Here is an 18,524-nt window from a genome sequence, read left to right on the forward strand (position 1 = left end):
GTCCTGATCCACGCCCAGCCTCCCAGCGAAAGTTACCCCAAGTGATTACCACCATGAAGTCCGCATTTGCGCGCTGGCGCCCAGGCGCCCAGCCCGCCATCCCGCCCGCCCTGCTGAAAAACCTGGTTCCCATCGTCGTGCTGGCCATCGGCATCACCGCCATGGTGACCATGTACGCGTGGCGCGACCAGGCCAACTACAAGCCGGTGTTTGGCGCGCGCGAAAAAGTGGCCGTGACGGACATGATGGCCACCCTGGATGCCGAACACATCCCCTACCGTTTGCATCCGGACAGCGGCCAGGTGCTGGTGCCTGACGCCATGCTGGGCAAGGTGCGCATGCTGCTCGCGTCGAAAGGCGTGACGGCGCAGCTGCCGGCCGGCCTGGAGCTGATGGACAAGAATGACCCGCTGGGCGTGTCGCAATTCGTGCAGGACGTGCGCTTCCGCCGCGGCCTGGAAGGCGAACTGGCGCAAAGCATCATGACGATGGACGCGATCGCTTCGGCGCGCGTCCATCTGTCGATTGCCAAGTCGACGTCGTTCGTCGCCAGCGACGGCGACAAATCGTCGGCTTCCATCGTCGTGGCGCTGAAACCGGGCCGCACCCTGGCGCCGGAACAGATCGCCGCCGTCATCAACATGGTGGCCGGCAGCGTCGCCAGCCTGGCGCCCACGCGCGTGAGCCTGGTCGACCAGGGCGGCAACCTGCTGTCCTCGCACGTCGACCTGACGGACGGCTTCGACGCGTCGGCCGCCGGCAATGAAGGCGCGAAACGCTTCCAGGATGACATCCGCCGCAACGTCACCGGCTTGCTGGGTCCCGTCATCGGCGAAGACAACTTCAAGCTCAGCGTGACGGCCGCCGTGAACAACGACCGCGTGGACGAAACGCTGGAAAAATACGGCGAAGCCCCGAAAGTGACGAGCGAGGCGATGCGCGAAGAGCAGGAACGCAACCGCACCGTGGCCGGCATTCCCGGCAGCCTGTCGAACCGTCCGCCAGCGGCCGCGGTGCCGGCACCGGCCGACGCCGCCGGCGCCGCACCCGCCGATGGCGCGCCGAAGCCGTCCGACGATGGCACGGCCCGCAAGAACGCCACCACGCGCCAGTACGCATATGACCGCAGCATCACGCAGATCAAGCGCAGCCGCGGCCGCCTGGAAAAACTCAGCGTCGCCGTCGTCCTCAACAGCGCCGCCGCACCGAATCCGAAAACGGGCTGGACCCCTGCCGAACTGGGCAATATCGAAAAAATGCTGACCAGCGGCCTGGGCATCAACGCCCAGCGCGGCGACAGCCTGAGCCTGACGGCGCTGGCCTTCCCTGCCAAGCCGCCTGTGGCGCAATGGTGGGAAGAGCGCGACACCGTCGTCGATTTCAGCAGCTGGCTGCTGTACGCGCTGGGCGCCGTGCTCGGCTACTTCCTGATCCTGCGTCCGCTGCTGCGCCTGCTGACCACGCGCCTGGCGCCGCCGCCGCTGAAACAGCTCGATCCGGCCCTGGCATTGGGCGGCGGCAACGCCGCCGCGGGCGCCAATGGCACAGCCGCTGCCGGCGCGCCGGCCCTGGGCGTGAACGGCAACCCGCTGGCGCTCGAAGGCGAGGCCGGCGCCGGCAACATGCCGGTCGTGCCGCTGCTGGAAAACTATGACTTGCCGCCGCCAGGCTCGGCGGTCGACGTGATGGTCGACCACCTGAAAGTGCTGGCGGAAAAAGAACCCGAGCGTGTCGCCGAAGTCGTCAAACAATGGATGCAGAAAAATGGCCGAACTCAACAACAGTAATCCCTCCGACGGCGCCGAATACGAAAGCGCCAGTCTGAATCCCGTGGAACAGGCCGCCATCGTGCTGCTGAGCATCGGCGAAGAGCAGGCCGCCAACGTGCTGCGCTGCCTGTCGCGTGAAGAATTGCTGGAAGTCACGCAAGTGATGTCGCGCATGAGCGGCATCAAGGTCGAATCCGTGAAAACGGCCATGCAGACCTTCTTCGACGACTACCGCCAGCAAAGCGGCGTGCATGGCGCCTCGCGCAGCTACCTGAAGCGCTCGCTGGACATGGCGCTGGGCAGCGATATCGCGAATAGCGTGCTGAACAATATTTATGGCGATGCGATCCGCCCCAAAATGGCGCGCCTGCAGTGGGCCTCGCCAAAGTGGCTGGCCGAATACATCGTCAACGAGCACGTGCAGATGCAAGCCGTGTTCCTGGCCTTTTTGCCGCCCGCGCTGGCTGGCCAGATCCTCGACGCCCTCCCCGTCGAAGGCCGCGACCTGGTCTTGCTGAACCTGGCACGCCTGGACGAGATCGACCGCGACCTGCTGGTCGAGCTCGACGAGCTGGTGGGCCGCTGCCTGGGCACGCTCGACACGCAGAGTACCAGCGTGGAAGGCATCCGCCAGGCAGCCGAGATCCTCAACCGCATGCCGGGCAACCGCGCCGCACTGGTCGAACTGCTGCGCGCGCACGACCCGGACGTCGTCTCGGAAATCGAACTGAGCATGTACGACTTCCTGATCCTGGCCACGCAGAGCGATGTCACGCTCACGCGCATCCTGGAAGACGTGCCGATGGAACAGTGGGCGATCGCACTCAAGGGCGCGGAACCGTCGATCCGCGACGCCGTGCTGAAAACCATGCCGCGCCGCCAGGCACAGAGCTTCGAAGACATGATGCGCCGTTCCGGCCCCGTGCCGCTGTCGCGCATCGAACAGACGCGCCAGGAAATCATGGCCACCGTCAAGGGCCTCGCCGATGCGGGCGAGATCGAAGTGCAACTGTTTGCTGAAGCGGTGATCGAATGAAACACTTCCGCTCGTATCGTTTCCCGCCGCTGTCGCAATTCATCGCCGCCGGCCAGCGTGCCTCCAACGAGGACACGGATGGCCAGTGGCAGGCGTCCGTCTCGGAAGGCTTCGAGCAGGGCCAGCGCGACGGCTACGAAGTGGGCCTGGTACAAGGCCAGCAAGACGGCTACGACACCGGACGCAACGATGGCATGGCGCAGGGCCGCGAAGAAGGCCGCAATGAAACCCTGGTGGCGCTGGACCGCCTGGCCCGCCCTGTCGACGCCATCTTGCGCGACCTGAAAAAAGTGCGCGCCGATTACCGCGAAGCGCAGCGCAAGGAAGTGGTCGACCTGGTGGCCAAGGTGGCGCGCCAGGTGATCCGCGCGGAACTGGCGCTGCAGCCGGTGCAATTGCTGGCCCTGGTCGACGAGACCCTGGCCTCGATGCCGCCCACGCGCGAGGAAATCGACGTCTTCCTCAATCCGGAAGAATTGAAACGCATCAGCGAACTCGATCCGAAGCGCGCCAAACGCTGGAACCTGATCGCCGACGCGCGCCTCGACGCGGGCGAATGCCGCATCAAGGCGGGCGACAATGAAGTCGACGCGGGCTGCCATCAGCGCCTGTCGGCCTGCATGGAACAGGTCAGCAGCCACCTGGCGCTGGCCGCCGAACACGCGGATCAAGGCGCTCCTGCATGATCGCCGACACGCTGCGCAGCTTCGAGATCGGCGATATCCCGGTCGCGACACCGACCGGCCGCCTGGTCGGCGCTTCCGGCCTGCTGCTGGAAAGCGCCGGCTGCCGCCTGCACACGGGCCAGCGTTGTCAAATTGAAACTGTGAACGGCGAGTGGCTCGACGCGCAAGTCGTCGGTTTCCGCGAAAAGCTGTCTTACCTGATGCCGTTCAAGAAGGCGACGGGACTGACCACGGGCGCGCGCGTACTGCCGCTGCCCGACAAGGCCAGCCTGCAGATCGGCCCGTCGTGGCTGGGCCGCATGGTCAATGGCCTCGGCGAGCCGATCGACGACCTGGGCCGCCTCGGCGGCGAACACATCCTGGAAGTGACGCCGCCGAAGGTCAATCCCCTGAAGAAACAACCGGTGGTCGAACCGCTCGACGTGGGCGTACGCGCCATCAACAGCATGCTGACCCTGGGCAAGGGCCAGCGCGTGGGCCTGATGGCCGGTTCCGGCGTGGGCAAGAGCGTGCTGCTGGGCCTGATCACGCGCCAGACAGTGGCCGATGTCGTCGTCGTCGGCCTGATCGGCGAACGGGGCCGCGAAGTGCGCGAATTCGTGGAAAAGTCGCTGGGCGCCGAAGGTCTCAAAAAGGCTGTGCTGGTGATCGCGCCGGCCGATGAATCGCCGCTGATGCGCATCATGGCGACCGAACTGTGCCATTCGATCGCCGCCCATTACCGCGACCAGGGCAAGCACGTGCTGCTGCTGGTCGATTCGCTGACGCGCTATGCGATGGCCCTGCGCGAAGTGGCGCTGGCCCTGGGCGAGCCGCCGGCCACGCGCGGCTATCCGCCGTCCGTCTTCTCGAACTTGCCGCAACTGGTGGAAAGCGCCGGCAATGGCGCCCACCCGGAAGGCAGCATGAGCGCCATCTACACGGTGCTGGCCGAAGGCGACGACCAGCAGGACCCCGTGGTCGACACGGCGCGCGCAATTCTCGACGGCCACATCGTGCTCACGCGCGAGCTGGCCGAGCGGGGCCACTACCCCGCCATCGACATCGCCGCCTCGATCAGCCGCTGCATGGCCCAGGTGATCACGCCCACCCACATGCAGGCGTCGCGCGCGCTGAAAGCGTCGATGGCGCGCCATGCGCGCGTGCGCGATCTGATCCCGCTGGGCGCCTACGTGCCCGGCGCCGACCCGATCACCGACCGCGCCGTGCAGTTGCACGCGCCCATCGAAGCGTTCCTGTGCCAGGGCACCAAGGAAGAAGCGCCGATGGCGCCGTGCATCGAACAACTTGAACAGATCATGGGCTAGGAGCATACGTGAGCAACGCGCATACCATCCGCAACCTGACCACCCTGGTCGGCCTGCGCAGCACCGAAGTGGAACGCCTGCAAAGCGAAATGGCGGCGCAGACAGCCGTGCGCGAGCGCTACCAGAAAAACCTGGAACGCCTGACGGGCCTGTACACGGATAGCGGCCCCAGCGGCGCCCTGCCCCTGGCCCTGTCCGTCAACTGCGGCAACTTCAAGCAGGCCGTCATGCAGATGGCCGACCAGCACCGTACCGACCTGCATTTGCACGAAGCCAACATGGCCGTTTCGCAACGCGCCCTGAATACGGCCTGGGCCAAGCGCGAGGTGCTGGACCAGGTGCTGACACAAAAACAAAAGCATGTTGCGAACGAGCAACAACGTGTCGATGCCAAGCGACAAGACGAACTGGCGACGCAATTCTGGTTCCGCGGACAGGTAAAATGAGTTTGTGTAAGTTTCTTTCAGGAAAACTTCACGAAACGGGAATGGGGGTCGCCTTGTACCGGTATATCCCTTTATTCAGGAGTCTGGCATGGCAAACGTAATTACTGCACCGCAATACGATCCGATCGTCACCGCAAAAAATCTGGCGACCAAGTCGGTAGCGGCGCAACAGGCCGCCTTGGCAGCGCAGACCGCGCTGGCCAACAATACCTCCAGCGCGCTGGGTAACCTGAAATCGGCCATCTCGGCATTCCAGCTGGCGATGTCGTCCATGACGTCCAGCAAATCCGTGCTGAGCCAGTCCGCCACCTTCAGCAATACCGCGTATGGCACGGGCACGGCCGGTATCAAGGCGGCGCCAGGCAGCTACGCGTTCTTTGTGGAACAGCTGGCCACGGCCAGCCAGACGTCGTATGGCGGCCTGAGCAACACCATGCCCGCCAACGGCGGCGCCATGACCATCCGCATCGGCGATCCGCTGGCCGCCGTGACCGCCGACAACGCCTTCGACATCGACCTGGCCGCCGCCAACAAGGATGGCGACGCCTATTTGACGCCGCAGGAAATCGCCGCCGCCATCAATGGCAACAGCAAGAACAATGCGCGCGTTACCGCTTCCGTCATCAATATCGGCAACCAGGCGCAACTGGTGCTGACGTCGACGCTCACCGGCGTGGCCAATGCCGTCTCGATCGACACCAACAGCGTGACGGATCCGGGGCTGCAGACAGCGCTGCAGAGCGACAAGAAAACCCTCGTCGAGCCCAAGGATGCCATCGTCTGGCTGGGCGCCCACGGCACCGGCACCAAAATTACTCAGGCATCGAATACCTTCACCAACGTGCCCGACGTGAAAATGACGTTCACCAAGGCCATGAGCCCTGGCGAGAGCCCGGTCACCGTGACCGTCGGCACCGACAACACGGGCACCATCGCCAATGTGCAAGCCTTCGTCGACGCCTACAACAAGCTGAAAAGCGTGATGGATGGTCTGGCCAGCCCCGGCAATCCGGAAAAGAACATCGCCGCCGGCCTCTTTGCCCACGACTCCGGCCTGAACGCCCTGCGCTCGAGCATGGGCGATGCCCTGCGCCTGAGCGTCGATGGCGTATCGCTGGTGGCGTATGGCATTACCGCCCAGCGCGACGGCACGATCAGCCTCAATACCGCCAAGCTGACGGCCAAGCTGGCGGACAATCCTGGCGGCCTGGACAAACTGTTCGGCAATAACAGCCTGTCGGCACCAGCCGGCGTACTCGGCGGCTTGGACAAGGTGCTGGGACAGTGGAGCAATGTCACCAAAGGCCAGATCACCCAACGCTTGGCAGCGACGGACAAGTTGCAGAAAAGTCTGGCCCAGAGCAGCGAACGCCTGACCAATCAGTACAACACGGCGTACAACCGCTTCCTGGACCAGTATTCCCGCCTGCAGGTATTGCAGGAGCAAATGACCCGGAATTCCGACATGTTCGATGCCATGTTCGGCAACGACAAATCCTAAGGCGAGCGTGCCTGCCGCACCGCGCCACGTTAACATAGCGAGAAGATAACAATGTTGAACAATGAAGCTTACGGCAGCTACCACGCCGTCAACCTGGATTCCCAGACCGCCCGTGCCACACCGGTCGAGCTGGTACTGGTGCTGACGGACGGCCTGCTGGAAGAACTGGCGCGCGCGCGCGGGCACATCGTGGGCAAGCGCTACGAGCAAAAGGCCATCAGCCTGGACAAGTGCACGCAAATCATCAACGGTTTGTCGAGCTCGCTCGATTTCGACAATGGCGGCGAAGTGGTGGTCAACCTGGCGCGCCTGTACGACTATTGCGTGGCGCGCCTGTACACGGCAGGCATCAAGCTCGACCCGACCCTGATCGACGAAGTGACGACCTTGATGACCACTATCAAGCGCGGCTGGGTGGGCGTCCAGGCCAACAATGCCTAGGCGCGCGGCGCTGCAGCAGCTGAGCCGGCAATTGAGCGCGGCGGTCGCTCAGCCGGACTGGGATGCGATGGAAAAACTCTCGGCCAGCCTGGCGAAAAACATCCCGCTGCTGGCCGAACGGGGCGCATGGAATGCGCAGGAACAAACAGAATTGTTGCATTTGCGCAAAATTCACGCGCAAGCGGTTAAAATTTGCTCTGAGGAAAAAGAACGCCTGGGCTTACACCTGGGTGCATTACAGGCAAATAAGGAAGGTTGGGTCGCCTACGCCGCGCTCGGCGAATACGACTCGGACGGGAATCAAGCATGATCATGAACTTCAACACGGCGCCGGCCGCTCCGGCACCAGCGGCCCCAGCCGCATCCGTACCAACTCCGGCGACAGCACCGTCACAAGCCGCTGCCTTGCCCGGCGCGCCCGCCTATGGCGGCACTGGCGCCGCCCTGCCCCTGTTTGCGCAGGTGCTCGATGTGACCGGCGTGGCAACGGCCGACGCCGACACGCCCGCGCCCGCGCCCGCCAAGGACGGCGATACCGACAGCCCGGCCGACAGCAGCCTGCCAGCCATGGCCGCCCCCGTCATCGGCTTGCCGGTAACCATGCCGCCGCCGGCGGACGCCGCCGCGGCCGAAGCACGCGCCTACGCGCAAGCGCAAGTACAGACACAGACACAAACACAGACACAAGTGCAGGCGAATGTGGCGCAAGCCAACCCGGCACTCAACATCAGCCTGCATCCCGCGGCGATCACCTTGAATGCGCCGGCAACGGCCCCAGCGCCAGGCCGCGACACGCGCGAGCCGCTGGCCGCCGCCAATCCGGCGGCGCCCGCCAAAGGCAGCGCGCCGGCACAGCCGTTCGAATCTCTGCTGCAGCAAAGCGCTCCTGCCACAGCCGTCGCAGCCCCTGCCGTTGCCGCGGTTGCCGCGCGCGAGGGCGAACGTGGCGCCGCAGCGCCGGCCACGCCCAATCTGGGCCTGACGGGCGCCATCGGCAATACGGCCACGGCGGCCGCGGCCGGCGACACCATCAAGCTCAACGGCCCTGCCCAGCAATGGCAGGAACCGCTGCGCGAAGCGCTGGGCGAACGCCTGCAGACGCAGATCGGCCGCAACAGCGAACACGCGACAATCCGCCTCGACCCGCCCATGCTGGGACGCATTGAAATTTCCATCCGCCACACGGCCGGTGCGCTGCAGGTGAACGTCACGGCGTCGAACTCGGAAGTGTTGCGCCAGTTGCAAGGCATCGGCGAAAACATGCGCAGCGACCTGGCGCAGCGCCAGTACACCGACGTGGCCGTCAATATCAGCGCCACCCCGCGCAGCCCCGCCGCCCAGGCGTTTGCCGAAGGCGATGCGCGCGGCCAGCGTCAACCGGGCCGCCAGCACGATGATGCCGAGCCGGGCCGCGCCCTGTCCGACGGCAGCACTGCCGCCACCACTTACGCCATGCACGAGCGAGAGACCGCCTGATGAATATGAAAATGAAACTGATAGCCGGCTTTGTCGGCGTGGCCGTGCTGGCCGCCGGTGCGGCTGGCGGCGCCATGTGGTATTTGGCCAAGCCGGTCGCCGGCCATGCCGATGCAGCCGAAGCGAAAGCCCCGCCACCGCCGGCCACGGGCAAGAAGGCGCGCAAGTTCCTCACGCTCGACAAAGTCATCGTGATGCTGCGCCGCGGCCCCGGCGAAGGCGAAACGCATTATCTGTCGGCCGACCTGGTGATCGCCACCACCGAGGAAAAGGAAAAACTGACGAAGGACCACTTGCCGCTGATGCGCTCGATCGCCGTCAGCACCCTGTCGAGCTTTCCGCTGGACAAGGCGCAGACCATGACCGTGGAGCAATATGCCGAGCAGATCAACAAGGCCTTCAACGTCAGCTACGAGCGCGAACAGATGGAAAAACCGTTCACCGAAGTCATGGTCGGCAAGCTGATCATTGAATAAGCCAACACGCCAGCCGACCTAGTGGGAGATCCCTTGGCCTATGTAGAGCAATACCAGGAAGCGTACGGCGCCGGCGAATATGCCGCCGCCAGCGCTTGCGCGGCCGTGCTCAGCGTTGCTGAAGAGCAACAACATCTGGTGGCGTACTCCCCTTTGGTGAAACGCATCGTGCGCCAGCTCAATTCGCAGGTGTCGGGCGCCATCGACCGCGACGACATGGAACAGATTGGCCTGATGGGCTTGCTCGAAGCCTTGCGCCGCTACGGCGTGCCGGACCAGTCTTTCGGCAGCTATGCCAGCCTGCGCATCCGTGGCGCCATCCTCGACGAACTGCGGCGCCAGGACTGGCGTCCGCGTGCCGTGCGCCAGGAAAGCCACCGCCTGCGCGACAGCGTGCGCGCCCTGACCCGCCGCTTGGGACGCGAGCCGCTGGACGCGGAAATCATGGCCACCCTGAAGCTGACGCCGGAAGCCTTCCAGGAATATCAATTGGCGGAAAACGCCGAGCTGATCGCCAGTTTCGACGAAGTGCTGCAGGAAAGCCTGGGACAGGCCGACAGCGCACCGAGCCCGGAAGAGCAGCTGATGGTGCGGCGCAGCCTGGAGCAGGCACTGCGCGCGCTCGACGAACGCGAGCAGCGCGTGATCCAGATGTATTACGAATTCGAGCTGAGCTACAAAGAAATAGCCGCCGTGCTGGACCTGAGCGACGCCCGCGTCTGCCAGCTCAACAAGACGGCGCTGGGCAAGATGAAAGCCATGCTGCAAGACGCATAAGTTTCAGCACTATCCATCAAATTGACGCAGCACAATGACGCAGAAAGGCAGTTGACATGGTAATTATCGGTATCTTAATCGTGATGGGGTGTGTATTCGGAGGCTTCGCCCTGATGGGCGGCACCGTCCACGCGATCTGGCAACCGGTCGAGTTGATCATCATCATCGGCGCCGCCGTCGGCGCCCTGGTGCTGGGCAACCCGAAGCATGTACTCGGTGAAATGCTGCACCAGATGCGCAAGATCGTCACGCACAAGAAGCAAGGTTCGGAATTCCAGCGCCAGTTGCTGCTGCTGATGTATGAACTGCTGCAAACGGCCGCCGGCGGCCTGAAGGCGCTCGACGCCCACGTCGAGGCACCGCGCGAAAGCGCCCTGTTCCAGCGCTATCCGCTGGTGCTGGAAGAGCCGAAGCTGCTGGCCTTCATCGTCGACAACTTCCGTTTGATGGCGATGGGCAAGATCAACGCGCATGAACTCGAAGGCGTGCTGGAGCAGGAACTGGAAGCCATCCATGATGAATTGCTGCAACCGTCGAAGTCCCTGCACAAGATCGCCGAAGCGATGCCCGGTTTCGGTATTCTGGCCGCCGTTCTCGGTATCGTGATGGCCATGAATTCCGTGGCCGACGGCGCCGATGCGGCGGAAATTTCGGAAAAAGTGGGCGCCGCCATGGTCGGTACCTTCATCGGTATTTTCTTCTGCTACGGCGTGCTCGATCCGATGTGCAACATGATGAAGCAGCTGGTGGGCGAGGAAGGCTCGACCATGGAGTGCGTGAAGGTCGTGCTGGTCACGCACGTGGCGGGCAAACCGCCGCTGCTGGCCATCGATGCGGGCCGCCGCCTGGTACAGCTGAACATCAAGCCGAGCTTCGCCCAGCTGGAAAGCTGGATCAATGCGCTGGAAGATGGCGGCGCCGAACAAGAGCAAGGCCAAGGCCGGGGAGGCCGCCGTGCTAAAGCCGCATGAGAAACATGAACAGGCCATCATCAAGCGTGCGGGACGCAAGCACGACGACGATGGCCATGGCGGCGCCTGGAAAGTAGCGTTCGCCGACTTTTGCCTGGCCCTGCTGTCGCTGTTCCTCGTGCTGTGGCTGATGGCCGCGCGCGAACAGCAGGCGATGAAGGAAATCATGATGGATGCGTCCGCCAGCAGCCGCCAGGGCGAAGGCCAGGGCGTCATGCCGGAACAGAGCGGCGGTACGCGCGGCAGCCTGATCGAGCGCTTCCCCATGCCCCGCAAGGGCTCGGGCGATACGCGCACGGAAGGCAAGCAGATGCAGGACGGCAAGGCCGGCGCCGCGCCGCAAAACCAGACCAAGGTCAGCTACCAGTCGCCGGAAGACTTGCTGTCGCTGTCGCGCGCGCTCGACAAGCTCAGCGACGAAGCGGGACTGAAGAGCAACCTGCAATCGGTGATCACGCCGTACGGCTTGCGCGTCATGCTGCACGATACGGACAAGCAAGGCATGTTCGTGCGCGGCAGCGCCGTGCCGACCGACCGTTTCCGCAAGCTGCTGCGCCAGATGGGCCCCGTGTTTGCGCAAATGGAAAACCAGATGCTGATCGTCGGCCACACGGACTCGATGCAATACGCCAATACCGGCTATGAAGGCTTTTCGAACTGGACCCTGTCGGCCAACCGCGCCATGTCGGCGCGCGCACAATTGTTGATCGGCAGCATGAGCCCGGACAGCGTGCTGCAAGTGGTGGGCATGGCCGACCGCGCGCCGCTGGACGTGAAAAATGCCGGCGCCGGCATCAACCGCCGCATCGAACTGTTAATATTGACGCGTGGCCAGGCCGACAGCATCGCCGCCATGTTCGGCATGGCCGGACAAAAGCCGCAAGGCGACGAATTGCAGGTGGGCGAACCGGACTCCGGTACCCTGCAACGGCTGCGCGAAAAACTGGGCCTGCCCGCAAAGAAAGATCGGGACGAGCATGCAAATTAAGGGCAAGGGACAACGTATGAAAATCTCCTCCGGCAATACCGGTGCTGCCGTGCGCAGCAGTGCCGTCGCGCCTGCCGAGGCGATCGCCGAGAACGCGGGCGCCGCAGGCGCCATGGGCGGCTCGTCGGCCGGGGCGGAACTGCAATCGGCCGTGCTGCAACCGGCCATGGCCGCGCTGCGCGCCATGCCCGAGATCGACCATGAAAGAGTGGCCATGCTGCGCGATGCGCTGGCCAAGGGCGAATTGCCGTTCGATCCATCGAAACTGGCAGGCTTGATCCAGCGTTTCCACGGCGGTGAATCGTGACCGCGCCGCGCAAGGGCATCACGCGCCAGGAAGCCGTGCGCCGCGTACTGCAAGGCATGACGGAGGACCGCGCCGGCTATGCGGCCCTGCAAACCTTGTTGGAAGAGCAATTCCAGGCCACCTTGCACCACCAGAGCGCCCGGCTGACGGCGCTGGCCGACCAGGTCGTCGCCGCCGTCGAACCGTTCGATGCGCGCCGCCGCCAGCGGGTCAGCCTCGTCACTGCCCTGCTGGGCCCGCAAGGCAATATGGCACAATTGTTTGCACTGTTGCAAGAAGACGCGCGTACGACCGCCCAGCGCGACTGGGCCGCGCTCGAGCAGATGGTGCTCGAATGCAAGCGCCTGAATGCCCGCAACAGCGATTTATTAACAGAGCAGTACAGCATCATGCAGCGCGTGCTGCATGGCGAGGAAGATACGTATGCGCCAGGCTGATTTCCTGACCACCCGCGCCACGGCGGCGACGCCATCGACGGCGGCCACCTCCGCCGTGCAGAGCAATATGCGCGCCACCGACGCCACCGGCTCCAGCGGCAGCTTCAGCAGCGTGTTCCGGCAAGTGCAGGGCGAAGTGGCCCGCTTCATCGAACAGGGCGGCGGCAATGCCACCAGCCTGAGCCCGCAAGGACGCGCCTACCTGGAGCAAAGCCAGCCCGTCAATGTGCTGGGCAGCATCAACCAGGGCGGCGAGATCGGCGAGACGCAGCAACAATTCCTCGCCTCGATCAAGCCGTGGACGGAAGAAACGGGCGCACGCCTGGGTGTGGCGCCGGAAATCGTCGCCGCCCACGCGGCACTGGAATCGGGCTGGGGCCAGCGTCCGCTGCGCCAGGGCACGGGCGCTGACACGAATAATCTGTTCGGCATCAAGGCCGGCGGCAAATGGCAGGGCGACGTGGCCAGCAACATGACGACCGAGTACGAAGCGGGCAGCGGCACGGCGCTGAAGAAAACCGAGCGTTTCCGCAGCTACCCGGACCAGGCCAGCGCCTTCCGCGACTATGCGCAAGTGTTGCTCGACAACCCACGCTACCGCGCCGCCCTGAACACGGGCGCCGACGCGGGCGCCTTTGCGCAAGGTCTGGCGCGCGGCGGCTACGCCACCGATCCGAACTACGCTGCCAAGCTGACACAGCTGGCGACACGTCTGCAGCGCACGGCCGCCGCAGACTGATCTCCTTAACGGCCGGGAATATCGGCCGGTTCCACCACGCCCGCATCGACCACCCTGGCGCGTATCACCGTGCCGCTGGTGGCGTTGCGCACGCGGATCACCTCGCCCAGCGCACCCGGATCCATCGCTTCGCCGGCCATGCTCACTTCGACCTGCTCCTTGCGCGCCACGATGCTGACCGCACTGCCACGCTTGATCAGCACGGGCGAGGCCAGTTGCCCCTGGCGCAGCACTTCGCCGGCACGCAAGCTGCGCCGGCTCGACAGGCCAATGGCGCCGGGCAAGGAGGCGATACTGTCCGGCACCATCGTCACGTCGCGCCGCGCCAACGTCACGTCGCCCGATTGCAACGGCGTATTGGCCGTGACGGGCACGCTGGTAACGGCCACCTGGGCCGTGATGCTGCCGCGCGCCAGCATTTCGTAACGCCAACCGTTGCTTCCAGGACACACCGCGACAAAGCGCATGCGCTGCGCCGAGCGGCTGTCCGCCGTCTCCAGCGCCACGGGCGCCGCGCACGCTGGCACGGGGCGCGTGCTTTTCACGACGGTCACCTGAAACTGGGGTTCCAGCAGCCCCGCCTTGTCCGCCTGCTGCGCCAATTGCTCACGCGCCAACTGTTCCACACGTGAAAATATATTGTCGGCTGGCAATTCTGCGCGACCTGCACTACTATATAGGCTGGCCAGTAAAAAGAGGCCTGGAAGCAGTATTTGACGACATTGCGCCTTGTTCCACATCACGAAATAGTTCTCAAAGTAAATCATTGCTAACCTTAATCAAAGATACTGAAGCGGCATGACCTTACCATGCGTCAACATGACCTGGCTGAGATTTTACCTCTGCACCACCTGTTTTCTGGCCCGAACCACAAAAAGCACGATCGAATTCAACACAAAGGATGACCATGGGGATTAATTTCAAGGATGCGCTGGGCGTGCACGCGGATGCGCTCGCGCTGCGTGCCGACCGCACACGCGTGCTGGCGGCCAACATCGCCAATGAAAACACGCCCGGCTTCCAGGCCATGGACATGGATTTCGGCAGCGCCCTGCAACAGTTGCAGGACAACGAGGCCGGCCTGCTGTCGACCGATGACGATGCGAGCGCCCTGTACCGCGTCCCCTACCACCCTAGCCGCGACGGCAATACCGTCGAAATCGGTGTCGAGCAGGCGGCATTCTCGCAGAATGCCACCGACTTCCAGACCAGCCTCACTTTCGTCAACATGAAACTGAAGGGTCTGTCCAAGGCCATTTCCGGACAATAAGGATCAGCATGAGCTTCCAGGATATTTCCAAGATCGCCGGTTCGGCGATGGCCGCGCAAACCGTGCGCCTCAATACCATCGCCAGCAACCTGGCCAATGCCGATTCCGTTGCCGGTTCCGAAGGCGAAACCTATCGCGCGCGCAAACCCGTGTTTGCGGCCGTGATGGACGGCCCTGGCGCCAGCGGTGCCGGCGGGCGCGTACAGGTGCTCGACGTGGTGCAAAGCGACGAGCCCCTGCGCAAGGTGTACGAGCCGGGCCACCCGATGGCCAATGCCGATGGCATGGTGTTCTACCCCAACGTCAACCAGGTAGCCGAGATGACCGACATGATGTCGGCGTCGCGCGCCTTTGAAACCAATGTCGAAGTTCTGGGCCGCATCAAGTCGATGCAGCAATCGCTCCTCAAATTAGGTGAAGCATAATCCATGGAAACCAATCTCTTTACAAACAATACCAGCGGCAGCGGCAGCAACAGCAATGCAGTCAAGTCGCAAAGCAATGCCACCCAGGATATGTTCACCAAATTGCTGGTCGCCCAGATCAAGAACCAGGATCCCCTGGCGCCGACCGATCCGAGCCAGTTCGTCAATCAATTGACGCAGCAGGCGCAGACGGAAGCGATGCAAAACCTGTCGGCGCTGACCAGCGCCAATGCCAGCGTGCTGCAATCGATGCAAGTACTGGCGCTGGGTGCGCAAGTGGGTTCCGAAGTGATGGTCAACAGTGAAACGGTGCAGCTCGACAAGAGCAAGGTCAGCGGCAGCATAGCGCTGGCCGCCAGCACCACCAAGACCACGGTGACCCTGAAAGGGCTGGACGACAAGGAATACAAGATCGAACTGGGCGCCAAGTCGGCCGGCACGGTGCCGTTCACCATCGATCCCGTGGCCTTGGGCTTGCCTGCCGGCACCTACAGCATGAAGGTCACCACCAGCGGCGCCGAAAAACCATCGGTCGATATCGCAGGCAAACTCAACAGCGTGCGCCTGTCGTCCGGCGGCAGCATGATACTGAGCGTGTCGAACCTGGGCGAAGTCAACCCTGGCGCGATCACCGGCTTTAACGGCAAGACGGCCTGATCCGCTCGCCCCTTCGTTTCCCGCACACTAATCTCGTCCTTCACTAAAGGAAATCAACATGAGTTTCGACATCGCCCTGTCCGGTATCCAGTCCATCAACCAACAGTTGAACAGCACCAGTAACAATATCGCCAATGCCGGCACCTATGGCTTCAAGAGCAGCCGCGCCAACTTTTCGGCCATGTACGCCGGTTCGCGCGCCACGGGCACGGAAATCGGCTCGATCACGCAAAGCATGTCGCTCAATGGCGGCGTGCTGAACACGGGCCGCGCGCTCGACGCAGCCATCGATGGCCGCGGCTATTTCGTCGCGCGCGATGCGCAAAACACCATGAGCTACAGCCGTGTCGGCATCTTCTCGGCCAGCAATGAAGGCAAGCTGATCGATTCGAACGGCCGCCTGGTACAAGGCTATGCCGCCGTCAAGGGCAGCACCACCCTGGGCACCATGGGCGACATGAACATTCCGACAGGCCAGATTCCCGCCGTGGCGTCGACCAAGCTCGCGTATGCGGCCAACATGTCGTCCGAATGGACCATCAAGGCTGTGCCCTTCAACAAGACCAACGAACTGAGCTACAACAGCGCCAAGACCTCGATCGTCTACGATTCGCTGGGCGCCAAGCACTCGCTGGGCCAGTACTTCGTCAAGACGGCAACGGGTGTGGACGTGCACTACACCTTCGACAACGCCGATGTGACACCGGTGACAAGCATGACCTTCGACACGAATGGCAAGCTGGTAACGGGCACGGCCGCCACGCCAGTGCTGCCGACGCCGGCTGGCGCCGCAGCGCTGGCGATCGCCATCGACTACACGGGCACCACCCAGTACGCCGGCGAAGCGACGACCTCGACGGACCGCGCCGACGGCTATTCCTCGGGCACCTACACGGGCGTGGAACTGGCCGATGACGGCTCCGTCGTGGCGAAATACACGAACGGCCAAAAGCAAAGCATCGGCGTGATCGCCCTGGCCACCTTCCCCGACGAAGGCGCGCTGACGGCCGTCAACGATACCAGCTGGGTCGCCTCGACCACCTCCGGCACCGCCATCTATGACCGTCCGGGCGTCGGCATGGCCGGCAAACTGGTGACGAGTTCGCTGGAACAGTCGAACGTCGACATCACCTCCGAACTGGTGGGTCTGATGACGTCGCAGCGTAACTACCAGGCCAACTCGAAGGTCATCTCGACCGAGAACGCCATGCTGCAATCGCTGATGCAAGCGCTGTAATCCACGATACGCAAAGGTAAAGAGCAATGGATGCGCTGATTTATACCGCCATGAGCGGGGCCGACCGTGCCCTGCGGGCACAGCAGGTACACGCCAACAATCTGGCCAATATCGAGACGGGCGGCTTTCGCGCCAACCTGGAAGTGTCCACTGCCCAGCCGCTGCAGAACGGCTATGGCTACGACGACCGCCACATGACGCAGACGCAGTCGAGCGCCATCGGCACGCGCACGGGCGCCATCAAGGAAACGGGACGCGAACTCGACGTGGCCGTCACTGGCCCCGGTTTTCTCGCGGTGCAATGGCAAAACGGCGAAGCCTACACGCGCGCCGGCGCCATGGACCTCGATGAAACGGGCGCGCTGACCATCAACGGCCGGCCTGTGCTGGGCGAAGGCGGCCCCATCACGATTCCCGAGCACACCAGCCTGTCGATCGGCGGCGATGGCACGATTTCCATCCAGGTGCCGGGCACCGCGCAAATGCAGACCGTCGACAAGCTCAAGCTGGTCAACGCGGAAGCGGGCGAGCTGACGAAGAACGAGGCGGGCCTGATCGTGGCGCGCAGCGGCGAAGACTTGCAGGCCGACCCGGCGGTACGCCTGCGCGACCGCCATCTGGAAGGCAGCAACGTCTCGGCCGTCGAGGAAATGGTCGCCACCATGAGCCTGAACCGCAGTTTCGAGATGCAGATGAAAATTTTCAAGGCCAGCGACGCGATGACTGAGTCCGGCAACCGCCTGCTGGGCGCCTAAGCCCAACGCCAACCAATTACCAGGAGTAAATCATGAATCCAGCAATGTGGATCAGCAAGACCGGCGTGCAGGCACAAGATGCCAAACTGCAAGCCATCGCGAATAACCTGGCCAACGTCAATACCGTTGGCTTCAAGCGCGACCGCGTCGTCTTCGAAGACCTGTTTTACCAGGTCGAGCAGCAGCCGGGCACGCAGCGCGCCGACAATACCCTTTCGCCATCGGGCGTACAGCTGGGTAACGGTACCCACATGGTGGGCACGCAAAAGGTGTTTACCACCGGCAGCCTGCAAACGACGAGCCGCGAATTCGACGTCGCCATCACCGGCAACGGCTTTTTGCAAGTGCTGCGCCCGAACGGCGAAGCGGCTTACACGCGCGCCGGTCAGTTGAGCCTGAATGAAAACGGCGTGATGGTCAACGCGCAGGGTCTGCCGCTGGTGCCGCAGATCACCGTGCCGAACAACGCCACGGCGATCACCATCGGCGAAAACGGCATGGTCACGGCCACCGTGCCGGGCAATGTCGCGGGTACCGAACTGGGCCAGTTGAATCTTTCCAGCTTCGTCAACCCGACAGGCCTGCTGGCACTCGGCGAAAACCTGTTCCAGGAAACGGCATCGAGCGGCACGCCGACGGAAGGCCGTCCAGGCGAAGGCGCCCTGGGCAAATTGAAGCAGTTCGCGCTGGAAGGCTCGAACGTGCAGGTGGTCGAAGAGATGGTCGACATGATCGCTGCCCAGCGCACCTATGAAATGAACACCAAGGTGCTGTCGGCCGCCGACAATATGCTGCAATACCTGGCGCAAGCGGCACGCTGATG

The 18,524-nt window shown here is 63.6% G+C and carries 23 protein-coding genes; 22 read left to right on the top strand and 1 reads right to left on the bottom strand.

Translation table 11 applies throughout. From position 1 onward, the window contains the following. Positions 1 to 53: 53 nt before the first annotated feature. From fliF to ACQ4WO_RS09215, 16 genes are all read left to right on the top strand, one after another. A complete protein-coding gene (gene fliF, locus ACQ4WO_RS09140) occupies positions 54 to 1,787 on the top strand; it encodes a flagellar basal-body MS-ring/collar protein FliF (protein ID WP_436481122.1) in 1,734 nt (577 codons plus the stop codon). Next, positions 1,765 to 2,805, top strand: a complete 1,041-nt coding sequence (locus tag ACQ4WO_RS09145; protein WP_128139617.1) for a flagellar motor switch protein FliG — start codon at positions 1,765 to 1,767, stop codon at positions 2,803 to 2,805. The genes fliF and ACQ4WO_RS09145 overlap by 23 nt, the downstream gene beginning before the upstream one ends. Then, the gene (fliH, locus tag ACQ4WO_RS09150) at positions 2,802 to 3,491 is read left to right on the top strand and encodes a flagellar assembly protein FliH (protein WP_034787861.1); all 690 of its coding nucleotides are present in this window, start codon (positions 2,802 to 2,804) and stop codon (positions 3,489 to 3,491) included. Before ACQ4WO_RS09145 ends, fliH begins: the two co-directional genes overlap by 4 nt. After that, positions 3,488 to 4,798 (top strand): flagellar protein export ATPase FliI, encoded by a 1,311-nt coding sequence (gene fliI / locus ACQ4WO_RS09155; RefSeq protein WP_230518675.1) that lies wholly within the window; start codon positions 3,488 to 3,490, stop codon positions 4,796 to 4,798. The genes fliH and fliI overlap by 4 nt, the downstream gene beginning before the upstream one ends. A gap of 8 nt (positions 4,799 to 4,806) precedes the next feature. After that, positions 4,807 to 5,244: a flagellar export protein FliJ gene (locus ACQ4WO_RS09160; RefSeq protein WP_051991901.1), complete on the top strand. Its 438-nt coding sequence runs from the start codon at positions 4,807 to 4,809 to the stop codon at positions 5,242 to 5,244. 88 nt (positions 5,245 to 5,332) lie between these two features. Further along, positions 5,333 to 6,745 carry a flagellar filament capping protein FliD gene (gene fliD, locus ACQ4WO_RS09165; protein ID WP_436481123.1) on the top strand — a complete coding sequence of 471 codons (1,413 nt, stop codon included), beginning with the start codon at positions 5,333 to 5,335 and terminating at the stop codon, positions 6,743 to 6,745. Positions 6,746 to 6,796: 51 nt separating this feature from the next. Further along, complete coding sequence (gene fliS / locus ACQ4WO_RS09170; protein ID WP_034757830.1) at positions 6,797 to 7,186, top strand: flagellar export chaperone FliS; 390 nt, start codon at positions 6,797 to 6,799, stop codon at positions 7,184 to 7,186. Continuing rightward, complete coding sequence (locus tag ACQ4WO_RS09175; RefSeq protein ID WP_128139621.1) at positions 7,179 to 7,496, top strand: hypothetical protein; 318 nt, start codon at positions 7,179 to 7,181, stop codon at positions 7,494 to 7,496. Before fliS ends, ACQ4WO_RS09175 begins: the two co-directional genes overlap by 8 nt. Beyond that, positions 7,493 to 8,662: a flagellar hook-length control protein FliK gene (locus tag ACQ4WO_RS09180; RefSeq protein ID WP_436481124.1), complete on the top strand. Its 1,170-nt coding sequence runs from the start codon at positions 7,493 to 7,495 to the stop codon at positions 8,660 to 8,662. Before ACQ4WO_RS09175 ends, ACQ4WO_RS09180 begins: the two co-directional genes overlap by 4 nt. Positions 8,663 to 8,673: 11 nt before the next feature. Continuing rightward, entirely contained in the window at positions 8,674 to 9,138 is a 465-nt protein-coding gene (locus ACQ4WO_RS09185; protein WP_317617251.1) for a flagellar basal body-associated FliL family protein, read from the top strand. 33 nt (positions 9,139 to 9,171) lie between these two features. After that, a complete protein-coding gene (locus ACQ4WO_RS09190) occupies positions 9,172 to 9,915 on the top strand; it encodes a FliA/WhiG family RNA polymerase sigma factor (RefSeq protein ID WP_436481125.1) in 744 nt (247 codons plus the stop codon). A gap of 56 nt (positions 9,916 to 9,971) precedes the next feature. Then, positions 9,972 to 10,886 (top strand): flagellar motor stator protein MotA, encoded by a 915-nt coding sequence (motA, locus tag ACQ4WO_RS09195; RefSeq protein WP_034757817.1) that lies wholly within the window; start codon positions 9,972 to 9,974, stop codon positions 10,884 to 10,886. Then, a complete protein-coding gene (locus ACQ4WO_RS09200; RefSeq protein WP_436481126.1) occupies positions 10,813 to 11,874 on the top strand; it encodes a flagellar motor protein MotB in 1,062 nt (353 codons plus the stop codon). The genes motA and ACQ4WO_RS09200 overlap by 74 nt, the downstream gene beginning before the upstream one ends. A 16-nt stretch (positions 11,875 to 11,890) precedes the next feature. Continuing rightward, positions 11,891 to 12,181 carry a flagellar biosynthesis anti-sigma factor FlgM gene (flgM, locus tag ACQ4WO_RS09205; protein WP_034757812.1) on the top strand — a complete coding sequence of 97 codons (291 nt, stop codon included), beginning with the start codon at positions 11,891 to 11,893 and terminating at the stop codon, positions 12,179 to 12,181. Then, a complete protein-coding gene (gene flgN / locus ACQ4WO_RS09210) occupies positions 12,178 to 12,618 on the top strand; it encodes a flagellar export chaperone FlgN (RefSeq protein WP_436481127.1) in 441 nt (146 codons plus the stop codon). The genes flgM and flgN overlap by 4 nt, the downstream gene beginning before the upstream one ends. Further along, on the top strand, positions 12,605 to 13,357 hold the full coding sequence (locus ACQ4WO_RS09215; protein WP_128139626.1) for a glycoside hydrolase family 73 protein: 753 nt from the start codon (positions 12,605 to 12,607) through the stop codon (positions 13,355 to 13,357). The genes flgN and ACQ4WO_RS09215 overlap by 14 nt, the downstream gene beginning before the upstream one ends. Before the next feature lie 5 nt (positions 13,358 to 13,362). Here ACQ4WO_RS09215 and flgA read toward each other — a convergent pair whose 3' ends face one another. Beyond that, entirely contained in the window at positions 13,363 to 13,983 is a 621-nt protein-coding gene (gene flgA / locus ACQ4WO_RS09220) for a flagellar basal body P-ring formation chaperone FlgA (RefSeq protein WP_252866966.1), read from the bottom strand. Positions 13,984 to 14,264: 281 nt separating this feature from the next. Between flgA and flgB the strand changes: the two genes are divergently transcribed. Genes flgB through flgG form a run of 6 tightly spaced genes read left to right on the top strand, consistent with a single transcriptional unit; the run spans position 14,265 to position 18,522 of the window. After that, positions 14,265 to 14,627: a flagellar basal body rod protein FlgB gene (gene flgB / locus ACQ4WO_RS09225; RefSeq protein WP_034758109.1), complete on the top strand. Its 363-nt coding sequence runs from the start codon at positions 14,265 to 14,267 to the stop codon at positions 14,625 to 14,627. 8 nt (positions 14,628 to 14,635) lie between these two features. Beyond that, positions 14,636 to 15,052: a flagellar basal body rod protein FlgC gene (flgC, locus tag ACQ4WO_RS09230; protein ID WP_034757795.1), complete on the top strand. Its 417-nt coding sequence runs from the start codon at positions 14,636 to 14,638 to the stop codon at positions 15,050 to 15,052. 3 nt (positions 15,053 to 15,055) lie between these two features. Continuing rightward, the gene (locus ACQ4WO_RS09235) at positions 15,056 to 15,709 is read left to right on the top strand and encodes a flagellar hook capping FlgD N-terminal domain-containing protein (RefSeq protein ID WP_230518683.1); all 654 of its coding nucleotides are present in this window, start codon (positions 15,056 to 15,058) and stop codon (positions 15,707 to 15,709) included. A 58-nt stretch (positions 15,710 to 15,767) separates the two neighbouring features. Beyond that, positions 15,768 to 16,946, top strand: coding sequence for a flagellar hook protein FlgE (locus tag ACQ4WO_RS09240; RefSeq protein WP_436481128.1), 1,179 nt, complete (start codon positions 15,768 to 15,770; stop codon positions 16,944 to 16,946). A 26-nt stretch (positions 16,947 to 16,972) separates the two neighbouring features. Next, positions 16,973 to 17,701 carry a flagellar basal-body rod protein FlgF gene (locus ACQ4WO_RS09245; RefSeq protein ID WP_436481129.1) on the top strand — a complete coding sequence of 243 codons (729 nt, stop codon included), beginning with the start codon at positions 16,973 to 16,975 and terminating at the stop codon, positions 17,699 to 17,701. 32 nt (positions 17,702 to 17,733) lie between these two features. Beyond that, entirely contained in the window at positions 17,734 to 18,522 is a 789-nt protein-coding gene (gene flgG, locus ACQ4WO_RS09250) for a flagellar basal-body rod protein FlgG (RefSeq protein WP_170846442.1), read from the top strand. Positions 18,523 to 18,524: the final 2 nt, after the last annotated feature.

Source organism: Janthinobacterium aestuarii (genome assembly GCF_051380835.1).
In the GTDB taxonomy this organism is placed as follows: Bacteria; Pseudomonadota; Gammaproteobacteria; order Burkholderiales; family Burkholderiaceae_D; genus Janthinobacterium; species Janthinobacterium aestuarii.